The organism is Tritonibacter sp. SIMBA_163 (assembly GCF_046535935.1).
Lineage (GTDB): Bacteria > Pseudomonadota > Alphaproteobacteria > Rhodobacterales > Rhodobacteraceae > Epibacterium > Epibacterium scottomollicae.
Genome location: NZ_JAWJBP010000019.1, coordinates 13,647 through 32,280 on the forward strand (window position 1 = coordinate 13,647; position 18,634 = coordinate 32,280).

16 protein-coding genes are annotated in these 18,634 nt (G+C 60.2%); 3 read left to right on the forward strand and 13 right to left on the reverse strand.

Features of this window, described 5'->3' with window-relative positions:
• Positions 1 to 19 precede the first annotated feature (19 nt).
• The 7 genes from modC to R0J92_RS18385 form a co-directional block, all read right to left on the reverse strand.
• Entirely contained in the window at positions 20 to 1,132 is a 1,113-nt protein-coding gene (gene modC / locus R0J92_RS18355; protein WP_411052670.1) for a molybdenum ABC transporter ATP-binding protein, read from the reverse strand.
• Positions 1,129 to 1,836 (reverse strand): molybdate ABC transporter permease subunit, encoded by a 708-nt coding sequence (gene modB / locus R0J92_RS18360; RefSeq protein ID WP_411052671.1) that lies wholly within the window; start codon positions 1,834 to 1,836, stop codon positions 1,129 to 1,131. The genes modC and modB overlap by 4 nt, the downstream gene beginning before the upstream one ends.
• Complete coding sequence (gene modA / locus R0J92_RS18365; protein ID WP_411052672.1) at positions 1,833 to 2,609, reverse strand: molybdate ABC transporter substrate-binding protein; 777 nt, start codon at positions 2,607 to 2,609, stop codon at positions 1,833 to 1,835. Before modA ends, modB begins: the two co-directional genes overlap by 4 nt.
• A 526-nt stretch (positions 2,610 to 3,135) precedes the next feature.
• On the reverse strand, positions 3,136 to 4,551 hold the full coding sequence (locus tag R0J92_RS18370) for a hypothetical protein (RefSeq protein WP_411052673.1): 1,416 nt from the start codon (positions 4,549 to 4,551) through the stop codon (positions 3,136 to 3,138).
• Positions 4,548 to 4,967, reverse strand: a complete 420-nt coding sequence (locus R0J92_RS18375; RefSeq protein ID WP_411052674.1) for an ExbD/TolR family protein — start codon at positions 4,965 to 4,967, stop codon at positions 4,548 to 4,550. Before R0J92_RS18375 ends, R0J92_RS18370 begins: the two co-directional genes overlap by 4 nt.
• On the reverse strand, positions 4,968 to 5,423 hold the full coding sequence (locus tag R0J92_RS18380) for an ExbD/TolR family protein (RefSeq protein WP_411052675.1): 456 nt from the start codon (positions 5,421 to 5,423) through the stop codon (positions 4,968 to 4,970).
• A 13-nt stretch (positions 5,424 to 5,436) separates the two neighbouring features.
• Positions 5,437 to 6,096: a MotA/TolQ/ExbB proton channel family protein gene (locus tag R0J92_RS18385; protein ID WP_411052676.1), complete on the reverse strand. Its 660-nt coding sequence runs from the start codon at positions 6,094 to 6,096 to the stop codon at positions 5,437 to 5,439.
• 897 nt (positions 6,097 to 6,993) lie between these two features.
• Here R0J92_RS18385 and R0J92_RS18390 point away from each other — a divergent pair.
• The 3 genes from R0J92_RS18390 to R0J92_RS18400 all read left to right on the forward strand — a co-directional run bounded on the left by R0J92_RS18390 (position 6,994) and on the right by R0J92_RS18400 (position 10,563).
• Positions 6,994 to 7,461, forward strand: a complete 468-nt coding sequence (locus tag R0J92_RS18390) for a DUF1036 domain-containing protein (RefSeq protein ID WP_411052677.1) — start codon at positions 6,994 to 6,996, stop codon at positions 7,459 to 7,461.
• 13 nt (positions 7,462 to 7,474) lie between these two features.
• Complete coding sequence (locus R0J92_RS18395; protein WP_411052678.1) at positions 7,475 to 8,746, forward strand: hypothetical protein; 1,272 nt, start codon at positions 7,475 to 7,477, stop codon at positions 8,744 to 8,746.
• A gap of 188 nt (positions 8,747 to 8,934) precedes the next feature.
• A complete protein-coding gene (locus R0J92_RS18400; RefSeq protein WP_411052679.1) occupies positions 8,935 to 10,563 on the forward strand; it encodes a hypothetical protein in 1,629 nt (542 codons plus the stop codon).
• Positions 10,564 to 10,604: 41 nt separating this feature from the next.
• Here the strand turns inward: R0J92_RS18400 and R0J92_RS18405 are convergent, their stop codons facing one another.
• From R0J92_RS18405 to R0J92_RS18430, 6 genes are all read right to left on the reverse strand, one after another.
• Complete coding sequence (locus R0J92_RS18405) at positions 10,605 to 11,675, reverse strand: hypothetical protein (protein ID WP_411052680.1); 1,071 nt, start codon at positions 11,673 to 11,675, stop codon at positions 10,605 to 10,607.
• Positions 11,672 to 14,329: a type VI secretion system ATPase TssH gene (gene tssH, locus R0J92_RS18410; protein WP_411052681.1), complete on the reverse strand. Its 2,658-nt coding sequence runs from the start codon at positions 14,327 to 14,329 to the stop codon at positions 11,672 to 11,674. The genes R0J92_RS18405 and tssH overlap by 4 nt, the downstream gene beginning before the upstream one ends.
• Before the next feature lie 28 nt (positions 14,330 to 14,357).
• On the reverse strand, positions 14,358 to 15,455 hold the full coding sequence (gene tssG, locus R0J92_RS18415; protein ID WP_411052682.1) for a type VI secretion system baseplate subunit TssG: 1,098 nt from the start codon (positions 15,453 to 15,455) through the stop codon (positions 14,358 to 14,360).
• Positions 15,452 to 17,377: a type VI secretion system baseplate subunit TssF gene (gene tssF, locus R0J92_RS18420; protein WP_411052683.1), complete on the reverse strand. Its 1,926-nt coding sequence runs from the start codon at positions 17,375 to 17,377 to the stop codon at positions 15,452 to 15,454. Before tssF ends, tssG begins: the two co-directional genes overlap by 4 nt.
• Positions 17,374 to 18,021: a type VI secretion system baseplate subunit TssE gene (gene tssE / locus R0J92_RS18425; protein WP_411052684.1), complete on the reverse strand. Its 648-nt coding sequence runs from the start codon at positions 18,019 to 18,021 to the stop codon at positions 17,374 to 17,376. Before tssE ends, tssF begins: the two co-directional genes overlap by 4 nt.
• 65 nt (positions 18,022 to 18,086) lie before the next feature.
• Entirely contained in the window at positions 18,087 to 18,584 is a 498-nt protein-coding gene (locus R0J92_RS18430; RefSeq protein ID WP_106164639.1) for an Hcp family type VI secretion system effector, read from the reverse strand.
• Between the last annotated feature and the right edge of the window lie 50 nt (positions 18,585 to 18,634).

An 18,634-nucleotide genomic window follows, 5' to 3' on the forward strand; every position in this document is an offset into this window, starting at 1 on the left:
CTTGAAAAGTATAGATTATCTATGAAATATCATCTGGCGTGCGCTGTTGAGCTCCGCCGATATCCTGCTGGGCGATCGCGACAGACTTCATAATCGCATAGGCCTCTACGCCCGGTTGCAGGCCAAGCGCCGAGACGGAGCGCTGGGTGACACGTGCCAAGATCGGACCGGCGGCGGTTGCAAGCGTGACCAGTGCGCCGGGCCCGTCCCCAGCCCGGATTGCCGATATCGTTCCGGACAAGACGTTGAGCGCCGAAAGCCCGACTGGTGGCGTGACAGAAAGAATGATCTCATGCGCAGAGATCCGCAGCCGCAATGACGCACCAATTGGCTTATTCACTTTTGGCACGAACAGCTGAATTCCGTTGGACTGCAACTCGCTCAACCCGTCGGCGTGATGACTGACCAACCGGGCCACGATGATTGAGCCGACGCTACGAACGCCTGTCGGGACCACGCGGGGGTCGGACAGGACTTCGGCGGCGGAACCAAGGTGGGTGACCTGACCGCTATCGAGAACCACAACGGTTGTCGCAAGCCGCGCGACCTCGGCTGCAGAGTGGCTGACATACAGGACAGGAAGTTTCAATTCATCTCGGATGCGCTCAAAATATGGGAGTATTTCGAGCTTTCGGGTCTGGTCCAGGGCGGTGAGCGGTTCATCCGCAAGCAGCAGTTCCGGGGCTGCCAAAAGCGCGCGGCCAATGGACACACGCTGCTTCTCGCCACCGGATAGATATGCCGGCATGCGGTACAGAAGCTTCTCCAGCCCGAGAAGATCGACGATCTGTTCGACCTCCCTGCCCTTGCGCAGCTTTGGCGCAAACCGTTGACCGTAAAGCAAATTCTTTTGCACGCTCATATGCGGAAAAAGGCGGGCGTCCTGAAATATATACCCCAGCCGCCGCTTGCGTGGCGGGAGCGCAATCTTGCGGTCAGAGTCGAACAGGACACGCTCGCCAATCTTGATACGTCCATGGTCTGGCCGGATCAGACCCGCCACGGCGTTGATGAGGGTTGATTTTCCAGAACCGGACCGCCCGAACAGCACTGTTAGCCCGCTTGGCGCCGCAAAGTTCGCCTGTAGCTGGAACGCCCCCTGCCGGACAGAGAGATCAATTTCAAAACTCATGCGTGTCTCAGTTTCTGTGCCAATCGGCGGCTTAAGACTTCTGACACGATCAGGGCGGCGAAGGAAATCACGATGGAGATCACCACCAGCCGCAGGGCAGAGGCTTCACCGCCCGGCACCTGCAGGAAAGCATAGATGGCGGATGGCAGGGTCTGCGTCTCACCGGGAATATTGGCAACGAAGGTGATCGTGGCGCCGAACTCTCCCATCGCCTTGGCAAAGGCCAAGACGGCTCCAGCGATGACGCCAGGCAGGGCCAGCGGCAGTGTTACCGTAAGAAATACCATCACCGGATGGGCGCCGAGTGTCGCTGCCGCATGCTCTAGCCCGGGGTCGACAAGCTCGAAGGAAAGGCGCAGCGCGCGCACCATGAGCGGAAACCCCATAAGCCCTGCGGCAAGGGACGCGCCAGTCCACCGGAAGGCGACACTGAGACCGACAGGGTCCAGGAATCGCCCGATCGGCCCATATGGTCCAAAGGCCAAGAGCAGCAGATAGCCTGTCACCACTGGCGGTAGAATGAGCGGCAGATGTACAAGCCCATTCAGGAGGTGTTTGCCGGGAAATTGCCACCGCGCGAGGGCGTAAGCAACTGCGATGCCAAACGGCAAGCTGATCACCATCGCCCAAAATGCCACTTTGAGTGACAGGCGCACGGCCAGCCACTCCTCTGGCCCGAGCCAATAAGGGACGGTTCCACTCAACGGTGTTCCACCGGGGTGAACCCTTGCGCCTCAAACACCTGATCTGCGGTTTGGGATGTCAGAAAGTCGATGAACGCACGGCTTCTATCATTGGTGTTGATTGCGGCAACGGGATAGATAATCGGCGGATGCATGCTGTCTGGTATGGGAAATGCGACGGTCACGCGGTTCTCGGCACGGGCATCTGTTTGATAAACGATCCCGAATGGGGCGGCACCGCTGGCGACAAGCGCAAGCGCGGAACGCACATTGTCCGTCTGGGCGACTTGAGCTTGTAGATCTTGCCAAATATTGGCGGAACTCAGTGCAGCCTTGCCGTAAATTCCCGCGGGTACGGCGTTGGTCTGAGCCATCGCCAGTTTGCCGGTGCCGAGGGCCGTTTGCAGATCAGCCAAGCTGCTCAGCGCCGGTTTGCCCCGCGCCGCGATCACACTCAAGCTGTTGCGTAGCAAATCCAGACGTGTCGTCTCGTCGATACGCCCTTGCCGCGCTAGGTCATCCATCCATCCGACGTTTGCCGAAATGAAGACGTCAGCCGGCGCGCCGGCGCCAATCTGGCGCGCAAGGAGCGATGAACCTCCATAAGAAATTGAAACTTCGGTCGCGGTGTCCGTTTCGTACATTGCCGCGATCTCATCCAGTGCGGTCTTCAAACTCGCAGCCGCAAACACTCTGAGCGGTTCAGCTGTCGCGACACTGGGCAAAACAATCATCGGGATGAGGCATAGAACCCGCATCCAGCGCACCAAGTTATTGAGTTTGAAAGGTGTCATACGCGCGACCGTTTAGTGTTTGCTCGCGAGACTCTAGGGAGAGGTTCCAGTCGGCGCAACACCCAGGCCACGCGCATTGCCTTGCCCCCCGCTGATCGCGCATTCATAACGAGCACGGCCCATGAATACGTTAGTGGTAAGGCCAATGGAATGTGCGGAGGTCCGGCAGATTGCCACCGGTTGGCTGTGGTTCTATGAAAACTGACGCTCGAGAATGGGCAGCGGCGGGAGGACACCCGATCAAAAACTGAAGCGGGGTCCGCTAGAGTCTAAGACTAGGCACCGCAAGAACGGAACGATTGCCCTTTGATAGCCTCGGGTGCAGCAAACACATAAATGCAATTGGATTTTCCGATGCCGATCTCAAGAGCACTACGCCTCTCATCATGGGACAAATGTCAGCTTGTCTTCTTAGCGGTGATTTGGCCCCGCTTGGCAATCGGTTCATTTCCTGCGCGCGGTTGGCTGAGTGACGGGGCCTTTTCCAGTGGCCCAACCTGATCGGGCTGCCTTGGAACGGTGCCGTTCATTGCAGTACGAACCCTGTCAAGGCCATCGCAATATCCGATCCAAGCTGGTCCTGGGCGCGCTGGAGTGTCTCATGGGCAAGTCCGCCGATGCCACTGCGCAGATCGTCAAAGGGGTTCGATGAGGCGAGCGCCAGAATCAGCTGTGATGTATCGCGCCTTGGGCCAGCACGGGTGACCGGCACTGCGAAATCCACGCGATTGTCGCCAAACCGGCTGAATCGCTGAAGGTCCTGAACAACGCCATTGTTGTCAATGACCAGCAGCATGACATAACGCCCACCGGTGCCGCGCACACCTCCGCGCAGCCAGCCACTGGAGGCGGGCGCCGGGTTCTCAAGCCCCAGTCCGAGCCGGGTTGCAGGATAATTCGGCCCCTTGGCCACGAGATCAAGCCCGGCACATTGGCGTGGATCAATCAACTGGCGGGTCTGCACGAGATCCGCGTCTTCGGGTCCGAGAAGCGCTTTGGCGTAGTCTTGCATCACCCGCTCAGACGCGCCGATCATCTCAAGCCCCAGGCCACCCGTGGACGTTCGGCGTGGCAAGGCCACGAGGCAGTCAGGATGAGCCTGCTCGCGAATACGCCTGATCAAGTCGCCTGCTGCCAAATCAACCGCACGGGCCACGGTGGCGCGCGTCTCTGTGTCGTTGCCTTCGCCCTCGGGGAGGCTGGCTGTGTCACCTGCCTCTGATGCGTCGGTCGACGCATGGTCGCTTGCGCCGACATTGGGTGTCGTGTTCCCGTCAAGGGAAGGGGCTTCGGGCGGTGGGGACGGCCAGTCAGGGCTTTGGTCTTCTGCCGCAGCACCTGGCGGTTGCAATATGGCGAGCTGTGGTCCGCTGCGTGGTGCGCCGCCTGTGCTTTGCCCTCGATCAAGCGGAATGATGGGAGAGCTCGCCTCTGGTGTTTGAGTGGACGCAAGCGGGAGCGGCGCCGCACTCACCGGAGGTTGGGCAAGGTCAAGGGAAGCGGGTGCGTCGGGAACGACCGGGGCATCTGGGGGTGTTATCTCTGCGACGTCCCGTCCCAGCTGCGGAACCGACGCCGGGCGCGCGGGCTGCCTGTCCGGGGCGGGAAGCAATGGGGCCTGTTGGTCTGTATCCGATGGAAGGTCGGGCACTTCAGGGGATGGGGCCGACACCCCTTCGGGCTGGTCATCTGGCGCGTCGGTGCCGGGGGTGTCTGCCGCATTTGCGATGCCCTCTGAGACTTGCGTCCCCGCGAGGCTATCGGTGTCAAGGCGCTGCAACGACACGGTAAAGCTGATTTCTGGCGGTGTGGCGGCTGGATCTGGATGCCAGACCAAAACGCCAATGCCTGCCGCTGCGACCACGGCGTGCGCAGAAAACGCAATGAGGGCAACGCCCCACCAATCTCGCGCAGACTCTTGGGCAAATGGAAGCGCGCTCATGGCATCGCATCCTGCGTATCGCGCTGACGGATCGTGACAAGCACAACTTCGATATCCTGAAACACCGGATCTGCCAGAAGCGACGTCAGCTGCCGTCCCGGCGCGGTGCGATCCATCAGGAGATACACCCGGTCAAGCTCTGCAAGTCGGACGCCAAGCTCTGCCTCTGGGAACGGATCCCCATCAAGGGACATCTTATCATCCAGATCAATTTGCAACATTGGCGTCGGCAGTTGGGATATCGGCAAATCTCGCGTTTGCGACAACCTGATCTCCGTCGGTGCAGACTGGTTCCACAATGCGTTCGTGGCCAGAAAGAACATGATCAGCAACAGGACGACATTGACGATGGCCAATGCCATATCGGGCCTGACGCGCTTTGGCGAAGGGGGCAGCAAAGAGTGTTTTTTTGTCACTCATCCCTCCTTTGGCGAAATGCCAAGCTGTACGGTCTCAACCCCGGCGGCATTCAGGGCGGCCATCACAGAGACAATGTCCTGAATGCGCGCAGCCGCTTCGGGTATCAGAACCACCGAGACCGGGTCCGCGCGGCTCGAAAGCCCCGCACTCAGTGCCTCAAGTTCTGAGAACTCAAAGTGCTGTGCGTTGAAACTCAACCCGCCTGCGGTGATCCGCCAGAGCACGCGATCTTGAAGTGACCCGGCAGCACTTGCGGGCTCTGAACCGTTCCCCGCGCCACGCGCTTCGGGGCCAGCCGGTACCTGTCCGAAGCCGAGAAGCGAATAGGGGGTCAATCCCGACGACAGCATGAAGAAGATCAGCAACTGAAACATCGTATCGGCGAGCGGGATTAACGAAAATCGCCGGGTTCGCCGAGCGGGCGGCAGAAGCGTGGCGCGATGGCGCGGCATTTCAAAGCTCCCGTTACGCCGCGTCTGCGATGCTGCCCGCGCGCCCGAAGATTGCCGCGGAAATCATGGTCTCGGCCAGGACACGTTCGCGTTCGATGCGCGCTTCGAACCAGGACGTAATGAAATCGGCAACAAGCGCCAGGACAAGGCCGGCCGCTGTGGTTGTCAGGGCGGTCCAGATCCCTTGCGCGAGGCTCGCCGGATCAGCCGCGCCCTGTACGGCAGAGAGTTCGGCGAACGCGTCGATCATCCCCAAAACCGTGCCAAGAAGGCCGAGCATCGGGGCCGAGGAAACACAGATTTCGAGGAACCGCATATAGCGCCCCATCTGTGCAAGCTCGACGAGCGCGGTCTGGCGGCCCAACTCCTCTGCATATTCGCTTTCTCCGGGGCGGGCCTGCACGCCTGACATCACGGCCGTGAGAATGCGTCCAAGAACGGAATTTTGCGCACGGGCCCGTTCCATCGCGTCCTGCGAGTGTCCCGCTAGCCAAAGTTTGAGCGCAGCTTCGGCGCCATCCCGCCCCCCCGTGCGCAGTTTTCGAAACTGGCCGACCTTGCGCAAGGTCACTGCAATCATGGCAATCGACAGAAGGCCCAGGGAGATGAAGATTGGCAGCGAAATAGGAGAAATAATACCCGACATTACAAAGTCACCGATCAGAAAATTCATAAAATCACCGTCCTGAAGTCCCTTGGACGATAAGGGCAACATATGCACCAATTCATGTATGGCGCATCGACTTTTTTACAGGAAATGCGTGCAAAGATGCATCTGCAGATCGCTCTACCGATAGACCCCGATCAGATAGTCCGTGGCATGTGTCTTGGGCTCTGCGTCGCCCACAACCCATTGAGGTTGAGCCGTGCTGGATGCATGAGAACTGGTCTCCAACGGCACAACCGGAAGCCTATCGCGCGCAATCGGACGCGGGTAAGTCATCGAGGCCGTGTGGTCGTCCGGTAACGGCACTGATAACGGCACTGAGTCGCTGCGCACTGACATGGTGCCCGTGGGCAAGAGATCTTTGGTCGGTGGAGCCGGCGCAGTGTCTTGAACGGGCGCGATGCTGCTACGTGTGCTGCGCCTGAAGAGTGGTTTTACCCCTTCAGAAACGGTTGCATCCGCTGGCTGCGGCGCCCGTTTCACAACGGAAGAGCCATGGTAGGCAGCAAAACCCACCCCCCCTGCAACACAGAGGACGCAAAGACTGGCTGTGATAGCGACGACCTTAAACATACCGCCAAGTATATCGCCTATGACGTGTAAGAGACAGGGGAAATCGCCTCTGTGAGCATCACCCGCGATTATTCGCGCAATGCTCACGCTATGCTTGGCATGCCGCCCGGCGTTCCGCTTTCGATGCTCTGAAACACCATCGCCTGCTGCATCCTTAGGTTTAACTCCCGTCCGGCATCACGACGTCTTTATTTTTGGTGGCGTCAGTATCTCAAACCTCTTATTTCATCAGGATATAAGGTCTTTGCGCCGCGTAGTTTGTTATTTTTGGCAAAAACAGGCGGTCACACTGAGATTTCAAACGCGCATTGTCCGAAGGAGGTGCCTGACATGTTCTCTGCCTTCGCAGCCCGGTTCTTTCTGGCCACCAGGGCCTTATGTCTGGGCGCAATGGTTGTCTTCGCGGGCGCGCAAGTAGTGGTTGCAGAGGAGAGCCCAGGGTTTCATCTGTGCAACAAGACGCCGGATGTGATCAACGTTGCGCTTGGCCGGTACAAAGATGGCACCTTTGTCAGCAACGGGTGGTGGGTTATCGCGCCCGAGCAATGCGCGGACCTGATCAACCGTGCGCTGAGTGCGCGATTCCTCTATGTGTTGGCGACGGATCCCTTTGGGCAGGTTATCCTTGATGGCGCCACTCCGATCTGCGTCAAGCCAGAGTATTTTGAGATCAGGGGCGATAGTGAGTGTCTGACCCGCGGCTACCTCCAAGGGAACTCCCGTGAAATTGACACCGGCACTGCCGATGGTTTCACGCTCTCAGTCTATCCCGACGGTGCTGTTCCCGATGAGATGTAGTCCTTTGCTTCAGGTGCTGACTTTTCTGCGTGCGCGGGGGCCGTCACCCTGTGGCGCGCTGCTTCTTCTGGCCTGCACTTTCTGGGCGGCACCCGCAGATGCGCAATGGAGCGGGCTTATCTATACGACAGAAGAGGGAACCGACACCCAAGAGAGCGCAGAAAGCGCCGCTGAAGACATCGCGCGCTTGGGGCTCTCGGAGGTGCGCTATGTGCAAGACACCGCGCCATACACACGTCGCCAGGAGCTCGAGGAGATGGCCGTGCGGACACCGGGCGGGCTGGTCATCCTGCGTATCGGTGCGGCATCGGGTGCCGGGGAGGGCGACCTTGAAGACCTGATCGAACAGGCCGGGGCCGCTGGGATGTCCCCTGTGGTCGTTCTTCTGGCCCATTGTGCCTCGGCAGATCCGGGGCCGTTGCGCCAACCGGTCGCCGCCCCGTATTCGCTCGTCGCCTCCATATCGCCTTCAGAAACCTGTCCGGCCGGCCCCGATCCGGTGCTTCAGGCCTTGGCACGCGGGGCGGAGCGCGTCGAAGAGGGGCAAGTGCAACCCCTCTCTGATGTATTGGCTGGCCTATGGCACCAGGGTTTGGCTCTGCCCGGTCACGCGGTTTCATCAGCGCGGCCTGCACAGCTGACAATTTCGGCGCCATCACGCGATGAAGGGTTTGAACAGATCTTGCCTGCGGTTTTTCGCTACGTTCCTCCACCGACAGCGGACCTGAGCGAGATTCCGAGTGAGACGCTCGTTGCCATTCCGCCTGCGCCGGGCGCGCCGCAGCCTTCCGTTATTCTTGGCCTGATCGGACCAGACTACAACAGCCCCGATGCCCAAGACGCTCCAGACGATTATAGAGATCTCGCGGCCAGAACCGCGCTCAGGCGGCAAAACCCGATCACGTTTGCCAGTTTGGTGTCCGAGGGCGCCTTTGACCCGCCAGCAGAGGAGACAGCCCGCGCGATTCAGACAGAACTTGCAAGAATGGGGTGTTACCGTGCTGGCATTGACGGCATCTGGGGCAATGGGTCGCGCGGTGCCGTAAACGCATATTTCAACGAGCGCTCCGATGACGCGCGGGCCGTGACGACAGAGCCAGACACCGCACTCTATCGGCAGATCATCCTGGCCGCCGATGTTGCCTGCCCTGCCCCACGCGCCCGCGTGACCTCAACGCCGTCGGCTCCGGCTCCGACCCAGCGTGCGCCGTCAAGCCAGCCCTCTGCTCCTGCATCGGAGCGCCAGATCCGGACCATCACGCCATCGCTCGGAGTGTTCAGGTGAGCAACGGAACGGATCCCGACCTTCGGATTGATCCGGCGTTCAGTGCAGCAGGGCGCCGTGCCCGCGCGCGGCGTCGGCGGCGTATTTTCCTCCGCGCGGGGGCGGCCTTTGGGCTTTGCGTAGGTATTGGACTTGCCGCCGGAGTTATATGGCAATGGCGCTCGATCCCCAATGCTGGGCCAAGTCAGATGACGCGCGCGCCGGAGCCCGCGCCTGTTTCACCCTCCCAGATCGCGCCGCCACCGGATCCGTTTCGCGCCCTCGTCAACCTGCCTCGTGATCCGCTTCGGCTGAGGTTGGCGCAACCGGAGCTTCAGGAGGATCAGAGCCTTCCGGGGCCCGCCGATTTCGCTCCGGAGCGGGCGGGCCCACTGCGCCCGGATCGGCTGAGATTGATCAATGCGGACCTGTCACATCAGTCCTCAAAACTCGCGCTTCATGCCGCGTCGCGGCTTGAGGATTTTGCTCTCTACCAGGCTCAGCGCAGCCGTGCATTAAGCGGAGCGCAGGCCGCCACCCCGGCGCGCGACCACAAGATCTACACGCGGGCGCCGGGCCAGAGCTACGCCCTTGCCGAAGATCAGATCTTGTGGCTTGCCACGCCGCGTTCAGGGGTTGAGGTCCTGACCGAAAACGGGGTGTCCCAAGAAGAGGCACAAGCGGCAATCCGGGCCCTGCAACCGCTGCTGCCAGAGCCAACGGAGGACAACGACACAGCCCCCCTGATGCTGCCGCAAAACAGCATCCTGGCCTTGCGGTTTGCGAGAGGATCAGAACACGCCTCCGCTCTTGCACAGCTCACGCTTTATACGGATGACCTGTACTGTTGCAGTCTTGCCCGCGGCGCTGCTGGGCAGTGGGTGCGCGCTGCCGACCCCTGGGGGCAAGAAGACCTTGCCGTGCGGGCGCGCGCCGCAAGGCGCGATTTGCCGCCGCCCCAAAGCTATCTTGATGCGCTATACACAAGCGCCCTTCAAAGTGGCCTTTCGGACCATGCGGCGGGGAATCTTGTGGTGATGGTCGCACAGCGTTTCGCGCTTGATCGCAAAGTTGGGGCCGGCGATCACATCACTCTGCTCTTGGCGGGACATGACGCCACAGAGGAAGACGATGACCTGGCACAGGTGCTTTTTGTTGGCCTTGGCGGACCTGCCGGACGAGAACAGAGCTGCTATGTCATGGCAGGGGCAGACGACAAGTATCTTTGCGCGGGCACGATGTTTACTCCGCGCGCGCCGACGGATGATAGCGCCACCGACGACGAGGCGGTCCGCAACCTGGTGTCCAGGATTGTCCACGTTGAAAGTGGCGGAAGATCTGATGCGAAGAACCCGCTCTCAAGCGCGCTCGGGCCGGGCCAGTTCATTATCTCTACCTGGCTGCACATGATCAAAACCTACCACCCCGAGCTGATGCAAAACCTGAGTCGGCAGGAGGTCCTGGATCTGCGCATGGACCCTGCCCTGTCGGTCGAGATGGTGTTCAACCTAACCCGGCAGAACCGAGCCTATCTGGTGAAGAAAGGATTTGGCGTGACCAGTGGGCGTCTGTATCTGGCGCATTTCTTGGGCCCGGAGGGTGCGGTGCGCGCATTGGGAACAGATCCCGACCTGTCGGTCGAGGCGACGCTCGGCTCCCAAGTCGTTGATGCAAATCCATTTCTAAGGGGCAAATCCGTTGCCGACCTTATCGCCTGGGCTGAAACCAAGATGACCGGCAAAGCCCCGACCCAAGCAGCGATTTCGCTGCCCGGAAGCGCGGCCTATACGCGGGACGTTGATCAGATACTCGACACTGCCGGGCTGACGGATGGCTAGGTTCAACACCTATCCATCCTAGATCTTCAGCTGCGCGCCTTTCAGATCCGGCTCAACACGTGCCGCATGATATAGGCCTCGGCTTCGTCACGCGGGCTGCGCAAAGAACCGACGGGACTGTCATTTTCCATCCCGCGGCCCGCCATTCTCACCCCACCGGCAGCCATGGCATTTGCACGTTCCGACGCCGGAGAGACTTTGAGGCTTTCCCCCACAAGCTTGCCGCCCATTTGCGAGATCAACGGCCAGGCGCGGTTTGACATCTGCTGCCCGTGACTATCGACGATGCGGATCGCACCGCGCAACCGTTGCCCCATCCAGCGTGTATTGGCCGCTGCGACATTGCCGATCCCGAAACCCATCAGCTGATTGGTCAATGCCGCGCCAAAGGCTTTGTCGAGATCGGCATCATTCACATAGACCCCTTCAAACGTCTCAGCTCCGGTGTCGATGGCAAGGCTCATTGCGGTTGTGACGGTGGTGCTTGCGCCAGCAGCGCCGGCCGCGAGCGAGATCTGTTTGGTGCCAAGGGGCAGCATGAACAGGGCGCCTTTGACGGCGGCTTTGCTAACCGACCCGGTGTCCTGATAGGTCGCTGTCGCCTGAAGCCCAACGCCGGTCCCCGAAGCCACGGCGAGCGTCAGGCCACCGGTCGAAACCGTGGCAATGACACCCAGCGTCAAGATGGATCCATCACGCACGCCCTTGGTGATCTTGATCGCGGTTTCCGCATGGTCGATCGCAGCCTGATTGATATCCTGTGCGCGGCGATAGACCGATTGGTTGGCCGTCATCAGCCGATTGACATCACGACGCAGGCCAAAAAGGTAGGACTGCGCGTCATCGGCAGCACCGAGCATCAGCGTGGCAAAACGCCGGCCTGTGACGGCTTCGACCTCAGCTTTGCGTTGCAACATCCGGTTCACGTCGGTGTCGACCTGCGCCAGCTCGTTTGCCAGATATAGCTTTTGTATCAGGCTCTCGCGCGTGGTCACCACGCGGGTTGTCTCGTTCATCGCCTTGAGACGGGCGTAATGACCGATCAGCCGCAGCGCGGCGCCCTCATCATAACTCCAACGTTGCCCGGAATCGTCTGTAAATTGCTTTCTCATTGTTCGGCCTCGTCAAACCAATAGGTGAAATTACGTTCCTCGACCCCGATGCGTACGCGTGAAAACTGGTCGCCTGCGACCATGCGTGCGAGGATCTCTCGTGAAAGGCGGGGTAGAATTGTGTTGGTGATAATATTGTCGATCATGCGCCCACCAGAATCCGGATCGTGACATTGCGAGACAATATGATCGATCACCGCTTCATCATAGGTCAGCCCCGCATCATGGGCCGACGCGATACGTGTGGCCACCGCACCGAGTTTCAGCTTTGCAATGCCACCGAGCACATCCGCGGCCAGCGGCAGGTAGGGGATGGTCACGATCCGTCCCAGAAGAGCGGGCGGGAAGACGTCAAGCTGGAACGGCCGCAGCGCATGCGTAACCTCGTCAAGATCCGGCACCTGCCTGCCCTGATCCGCCATATCCATGATGACGTCGGTGCCGACGTTTGATGTCATCAGAATGAGCGTGTTGCGGAAATTGATCTCACGCCCGTTGCCGTCCTCCATGACGCCCTTGTCAAACACTTGGAAAAACAGCTCGTGCACATCCGGGTGTGCCTTTTCGATCTCGTCCAGTAACACGACCGAATAGGGCTTGCGCCGCACAGCTTCGGTCAGCCGGCCGCCCTCGCCGTAGCCCACGTATCCCGGGGGCGCGCCCTTCAGCAGGCTGACCGTATGGGCTTCCTGAAACTCAGACATGTTGATGGTGATCATATTCTGAGTACCGCCATAGAGCACCTCTGCGAGCGCAAGCGCCGTCTCGGTCTTGCCCACGCCAGAGGGACCGGCGAGCATAAAGACACCCAGCGGTTTGTCGGGATTCGCCAGCCCGGCCCGCGCAGTTTCGATCCGCCGCGCAATCGCAGACAACGCGTGGTCCTGGCCAATGACCCGCTCTGCAAGAGCGTCAGAGAGACCCAGCACCGCCTCGAGCTGATCCCGCACCATGCGCCCGGTCGGAATGCCCGTCCAATCGGACACCACCTGCGCTACGGTCTGCGCATCGACATGTGCAAAGACCATCCGGTTTTCGGTTTCGCCCTTTTCAAGCGTGGCGAGCTTGGTGAGCATGGTCTCGCGCAGCTCGGCGCGCGAGATTTCATCGTCGTCTTCCGCGTTTTCCGATGCCAGTGATGCGCGCAAGTCTATGATCTGATCGACCAGCCCTTTTTGAACCTCATATTCACTTTGCAACGCGACGCGTTCGGCCTCGGCGGCCTCCTGCTCCGCCGTGGCTTCCTGGATGCGTGCTTCCGCGTCTTCGCCGAGATCGCCCGAGGCCACTTTGGCGGCAATCTCGGTCGTCAGCGCGGCGATCTTCGCCTCAAGATTGGCAATGCGCGCCGGGAGAGAGGATTGCGATACCGCCACCCGCGCGCAGGCCGTATCCAGAAGCGACACCGCCTTGTCAGGCAGCTGACGCGACGGGATATAGCGTTGAGACAGCTCGACCGCCGCGACAAGTGCCTCGTCGGAGATACGCACAGTGTGATGGCTTTGCATCGGCCCAAGGATCCCGCGCAACATGGTGCAACAGGTCGCAACATCAGGCTCCTCGACGCTGACCGGCTGGAAACGCCGCGTCAACGCGGGATCTTTTTCGAAGTACTGACGATATTCGGACCAAGTGGTTGCAGCGATCGTACGCAATGTGCCCCGCGCCAAGGCAGGTTTCAGCAGATTTGCGGCGTCGCCCGTCCCGGCCTGACCGCCCGCACCGATGAGCGTATGGGCCTCGTCAATGAAGAGGATGATCGGGTCCGGGGAGGATTGAACCTCGTCAATCACCGATTTGAGGCGCTGTTCGAACTCACCCTTCATCGACGCACCTGCCTGCATCGCCTGGATATCAAGCATATAGAGCACGGTTCCCTCAAGCGCGGGCGGCACGTCTCCCGCCGCAAGCGCCTGCGCAAACCCTTCCACCACAGCGGTTTTGCCAACCCCTGCCTCGCCGGTCAGAATCGGGTTGTTCTGACGCCGCCGCAAAAGCGTATCAATGATCTGGCGGATTTCCTCATCCCGACCGACAACCGGGTCGAGCCGCCCGGACTTTGCCTCTGCGGTCAGATCCTGAGCGAAACGGCCAAGCGCGGTTTGACCTGTTGCGCCGGGGGCCGTGCTGTCGCGCGCCGCACCAAGCCCTGCGCCATCCATCGGGCGCATATCGTCCTCATCGGACCCGGCCCAGAGGGTACGGGCATCCTGTGCAAGCTGATCGGCGCTGATTTTTCCGAAAACCGCCGAAAGGGCGCATAGTTGCCGACGCAACCCCGCGTCCGACACCAAGGCCGTCAACACATGGCCAGTGCGGATCTGCGCTTCGCCATAAAACAGCGTTGCATAGGTCCAGGCGTGATTAAGCGCATCGGCAAGATATTCCGAAATCCCGGGAATGGTGGTGACATTGCGATCCATCCCACTCACGACCTGATCGAGATCCTTGAGAACGCGCCCGCGATCAAGATCAAGCGCCGTCAGAGTAAGCGAGACATCACTTTTCTGCTCCGACAGCAGCGCAAACAACCAATGCGCCAAATCAACATGGCGATGGCCTTCGGAACGGGCGTGACGCATGCCTTGCAAGAACGCCTCATAGCCAAGGCGATTCATCTTTCCAGCGTAGGACTCAATTGTGATCTCGGTCATAAAAAAGGCTTTCGGTTAAACGTCGTATTCAGTGTGGGCGCGGTGTTTGCATCATGTCGTCGTCGTCATCGGATAAAAGCGCGAAGCGGCAGCCCCGCACCATCTGCCCCCGCTTCTCCGCATCGGGGGCGATACAGGCCATCCAACCAAGCTGCGTTGTCTCGCCCAGCACGGCGGGTGCCAGCTTTGGCTCTGGCAACCAAAGCGCCACATCGACTTCAAATGTCCGGCCAAGATACCAAAGACAGAGATCCGACAGTTCCTGGTGGCCCTCCGCCCCTGGCAAGAAACGATGATACTGTTCCATGTCCGGCAGATGCAGGTGAATGCAGATCTTCGACGTGATCGTACGCACTTGCGCGCCCAGATGAATATCCGCGCCCAAGCGCGAACAGCCCAATCCCATCCGGGTTTGCGCGCCGTCCTCCAGGCGTAGCCAGGTCGGCACCATTTCCTCGATTTGAACGCCAATACCTGCGCCAAAGCAAAGCTCCAGCATCTGCCGGAGTTTGACCGGGCTCTTGACCCGCCCCGCCGACAGCGGCGCAAGCCACGCCCGGGTGAGCGCAGGCACGTCGCTGGTCTTGGCCCCCTCCGGGGTGCCAGTGCCGCTAAAGGCCTGCAACCAGACGCTAAATCGGTCATCCTTATGGTCAAACTGCGTTATCGGGCGCGCATTCGACCAGACGCGAAAGAACAGCTCTTGAAAGCGCGCTGCAAAAATATCTGCAAAGGCGGTGAAGCTGTCATCTCCACTCTCAAACCACCGGGCGACCTCTTCGGTCCAACTGAGCGGAAGCGCCCCAAATGCCCCGAAGAACCCCATAAACTGCGCACGCACCGAGGGGATCGACCCCGCGCCTGTGGTTTTCCGCAGGCCCACCCGCGCCAGATCTTGCAGCGGAAAGGAGAGGAACGGATCCTGCCCGAGCCGCACCAGTGATTGCGCGAGCCGAGCATTACGTCCGATGCGCGGGCTCCCGTCTGGCGCCTCACGTTCAATGCGGCGCAAAAGCGCAAGAAACCCATGCCCTTGCGCCGCTGCGGCTTCCCGCTCGCGGATGTCAGACCAGCCCGGCTCCGCGGAGGCCTTCGGGGGTGAGCGATCAGCCGTCTCGACAGTCATAACAGGGGTCCCTGCCCCGTTCGTGCTGGCCAGGTCTTGATATGGCCGCGCTGGCGGGTTTCGATCACCACCTGCGTAAAGCTGTTTACGGCCGCATATTCGGACAGGAACCGATCTAGGACCGCGCCGATGACGATCACGCCTGAGCTTTCATAGTCCTCCTCGTTAAACGTCAACGTCACTTCCAGCCCGCGCGCCGCGTGAAAGCCATCTGCCATCTCGATCGTGCGGGTGATCGGACGGCTTCGGACGCCGATCAGCCCCCCAACGGCTGCGCGGGCCGTTGAATCGCTGTGATCCGCAAACAACGACAACATCTCGCGCAGCGCACCGGCGGAGTTGTCGCCGCCGCGTCCTTCAAGCCCGAGCTGATTGAGCGACAGATAAGAGATCAATCTCCAATAGGCGTGCCCCTCCTGCCCACGCGGGCCAACGGCGGCCGTGTTTTGGCCCATCGGATAGCGAGGGGGCGTCGGAGCCACCCGCACCGCAAAGCCAATACCCTGATCGTCGTTGAGGTAGAAATCATTCCTGTCTTCGGAAAGCGGCAGCTGTTCTGGCAAGTGGCGATTTGACGCCAGCGTACGGAGGTGCAGCCGCTGGATCTCTTCCCCTCCGGGCGGCTCATACAGCGAAAGATAGGTCTCCGTTCCGCGATATTGCGAGCGCGGCACGCCGTACCGGCGTTCGCGCGCACTCATGCGCCGTAGCCGATGTCTTGCCGTGTAAAAATAGCTCTGGCGCGGATCCGGGCCATCCTTGGCAAGCGCATAGAGTGGACGGACTTCAGCCCGAGTCTGAAGCGAGGAAAAATGCGCCTGCACATCCAGAATATCATGGATCTCATAGTGGGTGACCGGTGTCGAATTGGGCATCACCACGAACTCGGAATGCTTGTGATCGACACGCACGGTCGCGGCACTTTCCTCAAACAGATTGATCGCAGGCACGCAGCGCAAGGCCATGTGGTCCGGGCCCAGACGCGTTGCGAGGGTCTCGTCCGCCTGCGCGAACTCAAACACAACCTGGAACTCCGAGCCGGGCATCGCCTTGATGTAGCGTTGCAGCCCTTCAAGCCGTACCGCCAGAAACTTGCGTGGAAAAATGAAAAACTCCCGCAGCAACGCGTAACCGTCAAACAGCCGCGTATGATTGGGCAAGAGCCGCTCGTCCCTGTCAAACCCGCCTTGCGTCAATGCTGACGGGGGCAGATGAACAAAAACGGGGTCCCCTTGCGGCGACAACCAACGCAAGGAAATGCGAGTGGTGCCCGCAACGAGTTGTTCATAGAGCGCGGTCGCCTCTGCCATTGGCCCGGTCAGATGGATATCCAGCCGGTCCAGAGCAAGGTCACGGATGCGCGCGCCATCCATCTTGCCCGACGGGCCGACGCGCGCAAAATCCACCGCCAGCCCTGCGCGCGTGCCCGGGGCCACATCCTGACCAAGCGCCCCCAAAGGTCCCGGCGCGGCAAAATATTGCAGTCCCGTCAACTCAAGCGGCCAGATCGTAAGCGGACCGGCAAGCGAAAAGCGGCAAGAAATCCTCTTGTCTGCATCTCGAAAGCGCGCGTCCATATAGGCCCCCCGCGGGATCGCCAAACCGTCGACAATTGCGTCGGTATCATCTGGTATCTCCGCCTGCGCGAGCATGACCGACGGGATAGGTGCCAGGGCCTGCGGCAGGAGTTGATCAATCAACGCCTCGGTAAAGGTCGAGAATTCCTCATCAATTTTGAGCTGGACGCGCGCCGCCATAAAGGCGGTGCCCTCCAGAAGGCCGGCGACTGCAGGATCGAGGTTGTCGGCCAAAAGCCCGCCCAGACGGTCGGCGAGCCCGGGGTAGTCCGCCGCGAATTCCGCCGTGCGCTCTCTGAGCAAAGCAAGCTCGCGATTGTAGCTATCGCGGAAGGCGCGTTTCATGCGTTCACCCTCAGCGTTGACATGCGCATCTTGCCCGCACCGAAATCAACCTCAGCGTCGAAATCAACGGGGACATCAACCGGATCCCCGGCGATCTCGGCCTCAACTGCGATCTTGATGCGACGATGGCTATCGGCCTCAGCCTCCAGCACGCTGACATGTAGTGTTTCCGGGACGATGCGCGGTTCGTGGCGCAGCAGGCTTTTTTGGATAGAGGAGATGAGATCTTGTCGTTGGAGCTGCGTCAGCGAGACGCTTGAAAGATCACGAAACCCGTAGTTGACGACAGATCCCGCCACATGTGGCGCGTCCGAGAGATCACACACCGCATCAAGGCGGATCGTGTTCAAAAGCGCATCGAGATCAATGGCAAGATGAGCACGGAGCTGGTCGGCGGTCACGCCTTCGCGGCGCGGGCGCGAACGCCTCGTAATCGCCACTTCGTCGTTTGGATCGGAAAAGTTGCGGCGCCGCGCATCGTGTTCTTCGAACGAAGAGCGAAAGACCTGGAATATCGACACCTTCGCACGGTCATGGGCGTTAGCGTGCTGAAGCTCGGATGCGCCATTTGCCGGGGTCCTGCTCGCCATCATTCTCTTCTGGTCAATATGCTGAATTGGGGACGCGCACATCGACGCGACCACATCATGTGAATACCGAAGCCGGGAACCGGCTTCGGTAAAATTTCATTCTGGAAAAAAGACCGAGGTCACGCAGACCATTCGATGTTTTCAGCGATTTCCCAGCCAGCGGAGCTCTCGGGACCGGCGCCACCATCTTCTTCCTGCAGCGTGTACGTCACTTGGAACGCGCGGAAGTTCAGGGTCAGGGTTTCCTGAACACGGTCGAGACCGTCTTTCATGCCGCCCGTGGTATAGCTGGAGATCATGACGTCTTTGATGTCGATTTTCAGGTAATCGACAGGTGCAACGCCACCCGATTTACGGACCACAAGCTGACCGCCGGTGATGTGCTCACCCGAGCAGCAGCGCTTGACGAGGTCGTGCGTGGCCGCATCAACATACTTGGTGATGGTGATGTCTTGAACATCTACCTTACCGCCGCCACCACCATGGCCCTGATGGGTCGTGCCGGATTGGCTCAGCCCCCAGTTCCAAGAAAGGACATCAATCCAATCTTTGTGTTTATCATCATGGGATTCACCCCGGATGTTGTTTTCAAGTTTCAAAAAGCAATCAATTGCCATCGCGCGGTCTCCTGATTTTCAGCGCTTTAATACTCCTCCTGCTTTACGCA

Excerpts from the sequence above, each read along its gene's own strand:
- modC (WP_411052670.1), bottom strand. The coding sequence starts at position 1,132 with ATGAGTTTTGAAATTGATCTCTCTGTCCGGCAGGGGGCGTTCCAGCTA.
- modA (WP_411052672.1), bottom strand. The coding sequence starts at position 2,609 with ATGACACCTTTCAAACTCAATAACTTGGTGCGCTGGATGCGGGTTCTA.
- R0J92_RS18370 (WP_411052673.1), bottom strand. The coding sequence starts at position 4,551 with ATGAGCGCGCTTCCATTTGCCCAAGAGTCTGCGCGAGATTGGTGGGGC.
- R0J92_RS18380 (WP_411052675.1), bottom strand. The coding sequence starts at position 5,423 with ATGCCGCGCCATCGCGCCACGCTTCTGCCGCCCGCTCGGCGAACCCGG.
- R0J92_RS18385 (WP_411052676.1), bottom strand. The coding sequence starts at position 6,096 with ATGAATTTTCTGATCGGTGACTTTGTAATGTCGGGTATTATTTCTCCT.
- R0J92_RS18390 (WP_411052677.1), top strand. The coding sequence starts at position 6,994 with ATGTTCTCTGCCTTCGCAGCCCGGTTCTTTCTGGCCACCAGGGCCTTA.
- R0J92_RS18400 (WP_411052679.1), top strand. The coding sequence starts at position 8,935 with ATGACGCGCGCGCCGGAGCCCGCGCCTGTTTCACCCTCCCAGATCGCG.
- R0J92_RS18405 (WP_411052680.1), bottom strand. The coding sequence starts at position 11,675 with ATGAGAAAGCAATTTACAGACGATTCCGGGCAACGTTGGAGTTATGAT.
- tssH (WP_411052681.1), bottom strand. The coding sequence starts at position 14,329 with ATGACCGAGATCACAATTGAGTCCTACGCTGGAAAGATGAATCGCCTT.
- tssG (WP_411052682.1), bottom strand. The coding sequence starts at position 15,455 with ATGACTGTCGAGACGGCTGATCGCTCACCCCCGAAGGCCTCCGCGGAG.
- tssF (WP_411052683.1), bottom strand. The coding sequence starts at position 17,377 with ATGAAACGCGCCTTCCGCGATAGCTACAATCGCGAGCTTGCTTTGCTC.
- R0J92_RS18430 (WP_106164639.1), bottom strand. The coding sequence starts at position 18,584 with ATGGCAATTGATTGCTTTTTGAAACTTGAAAACAACATCCGGGGTGAA.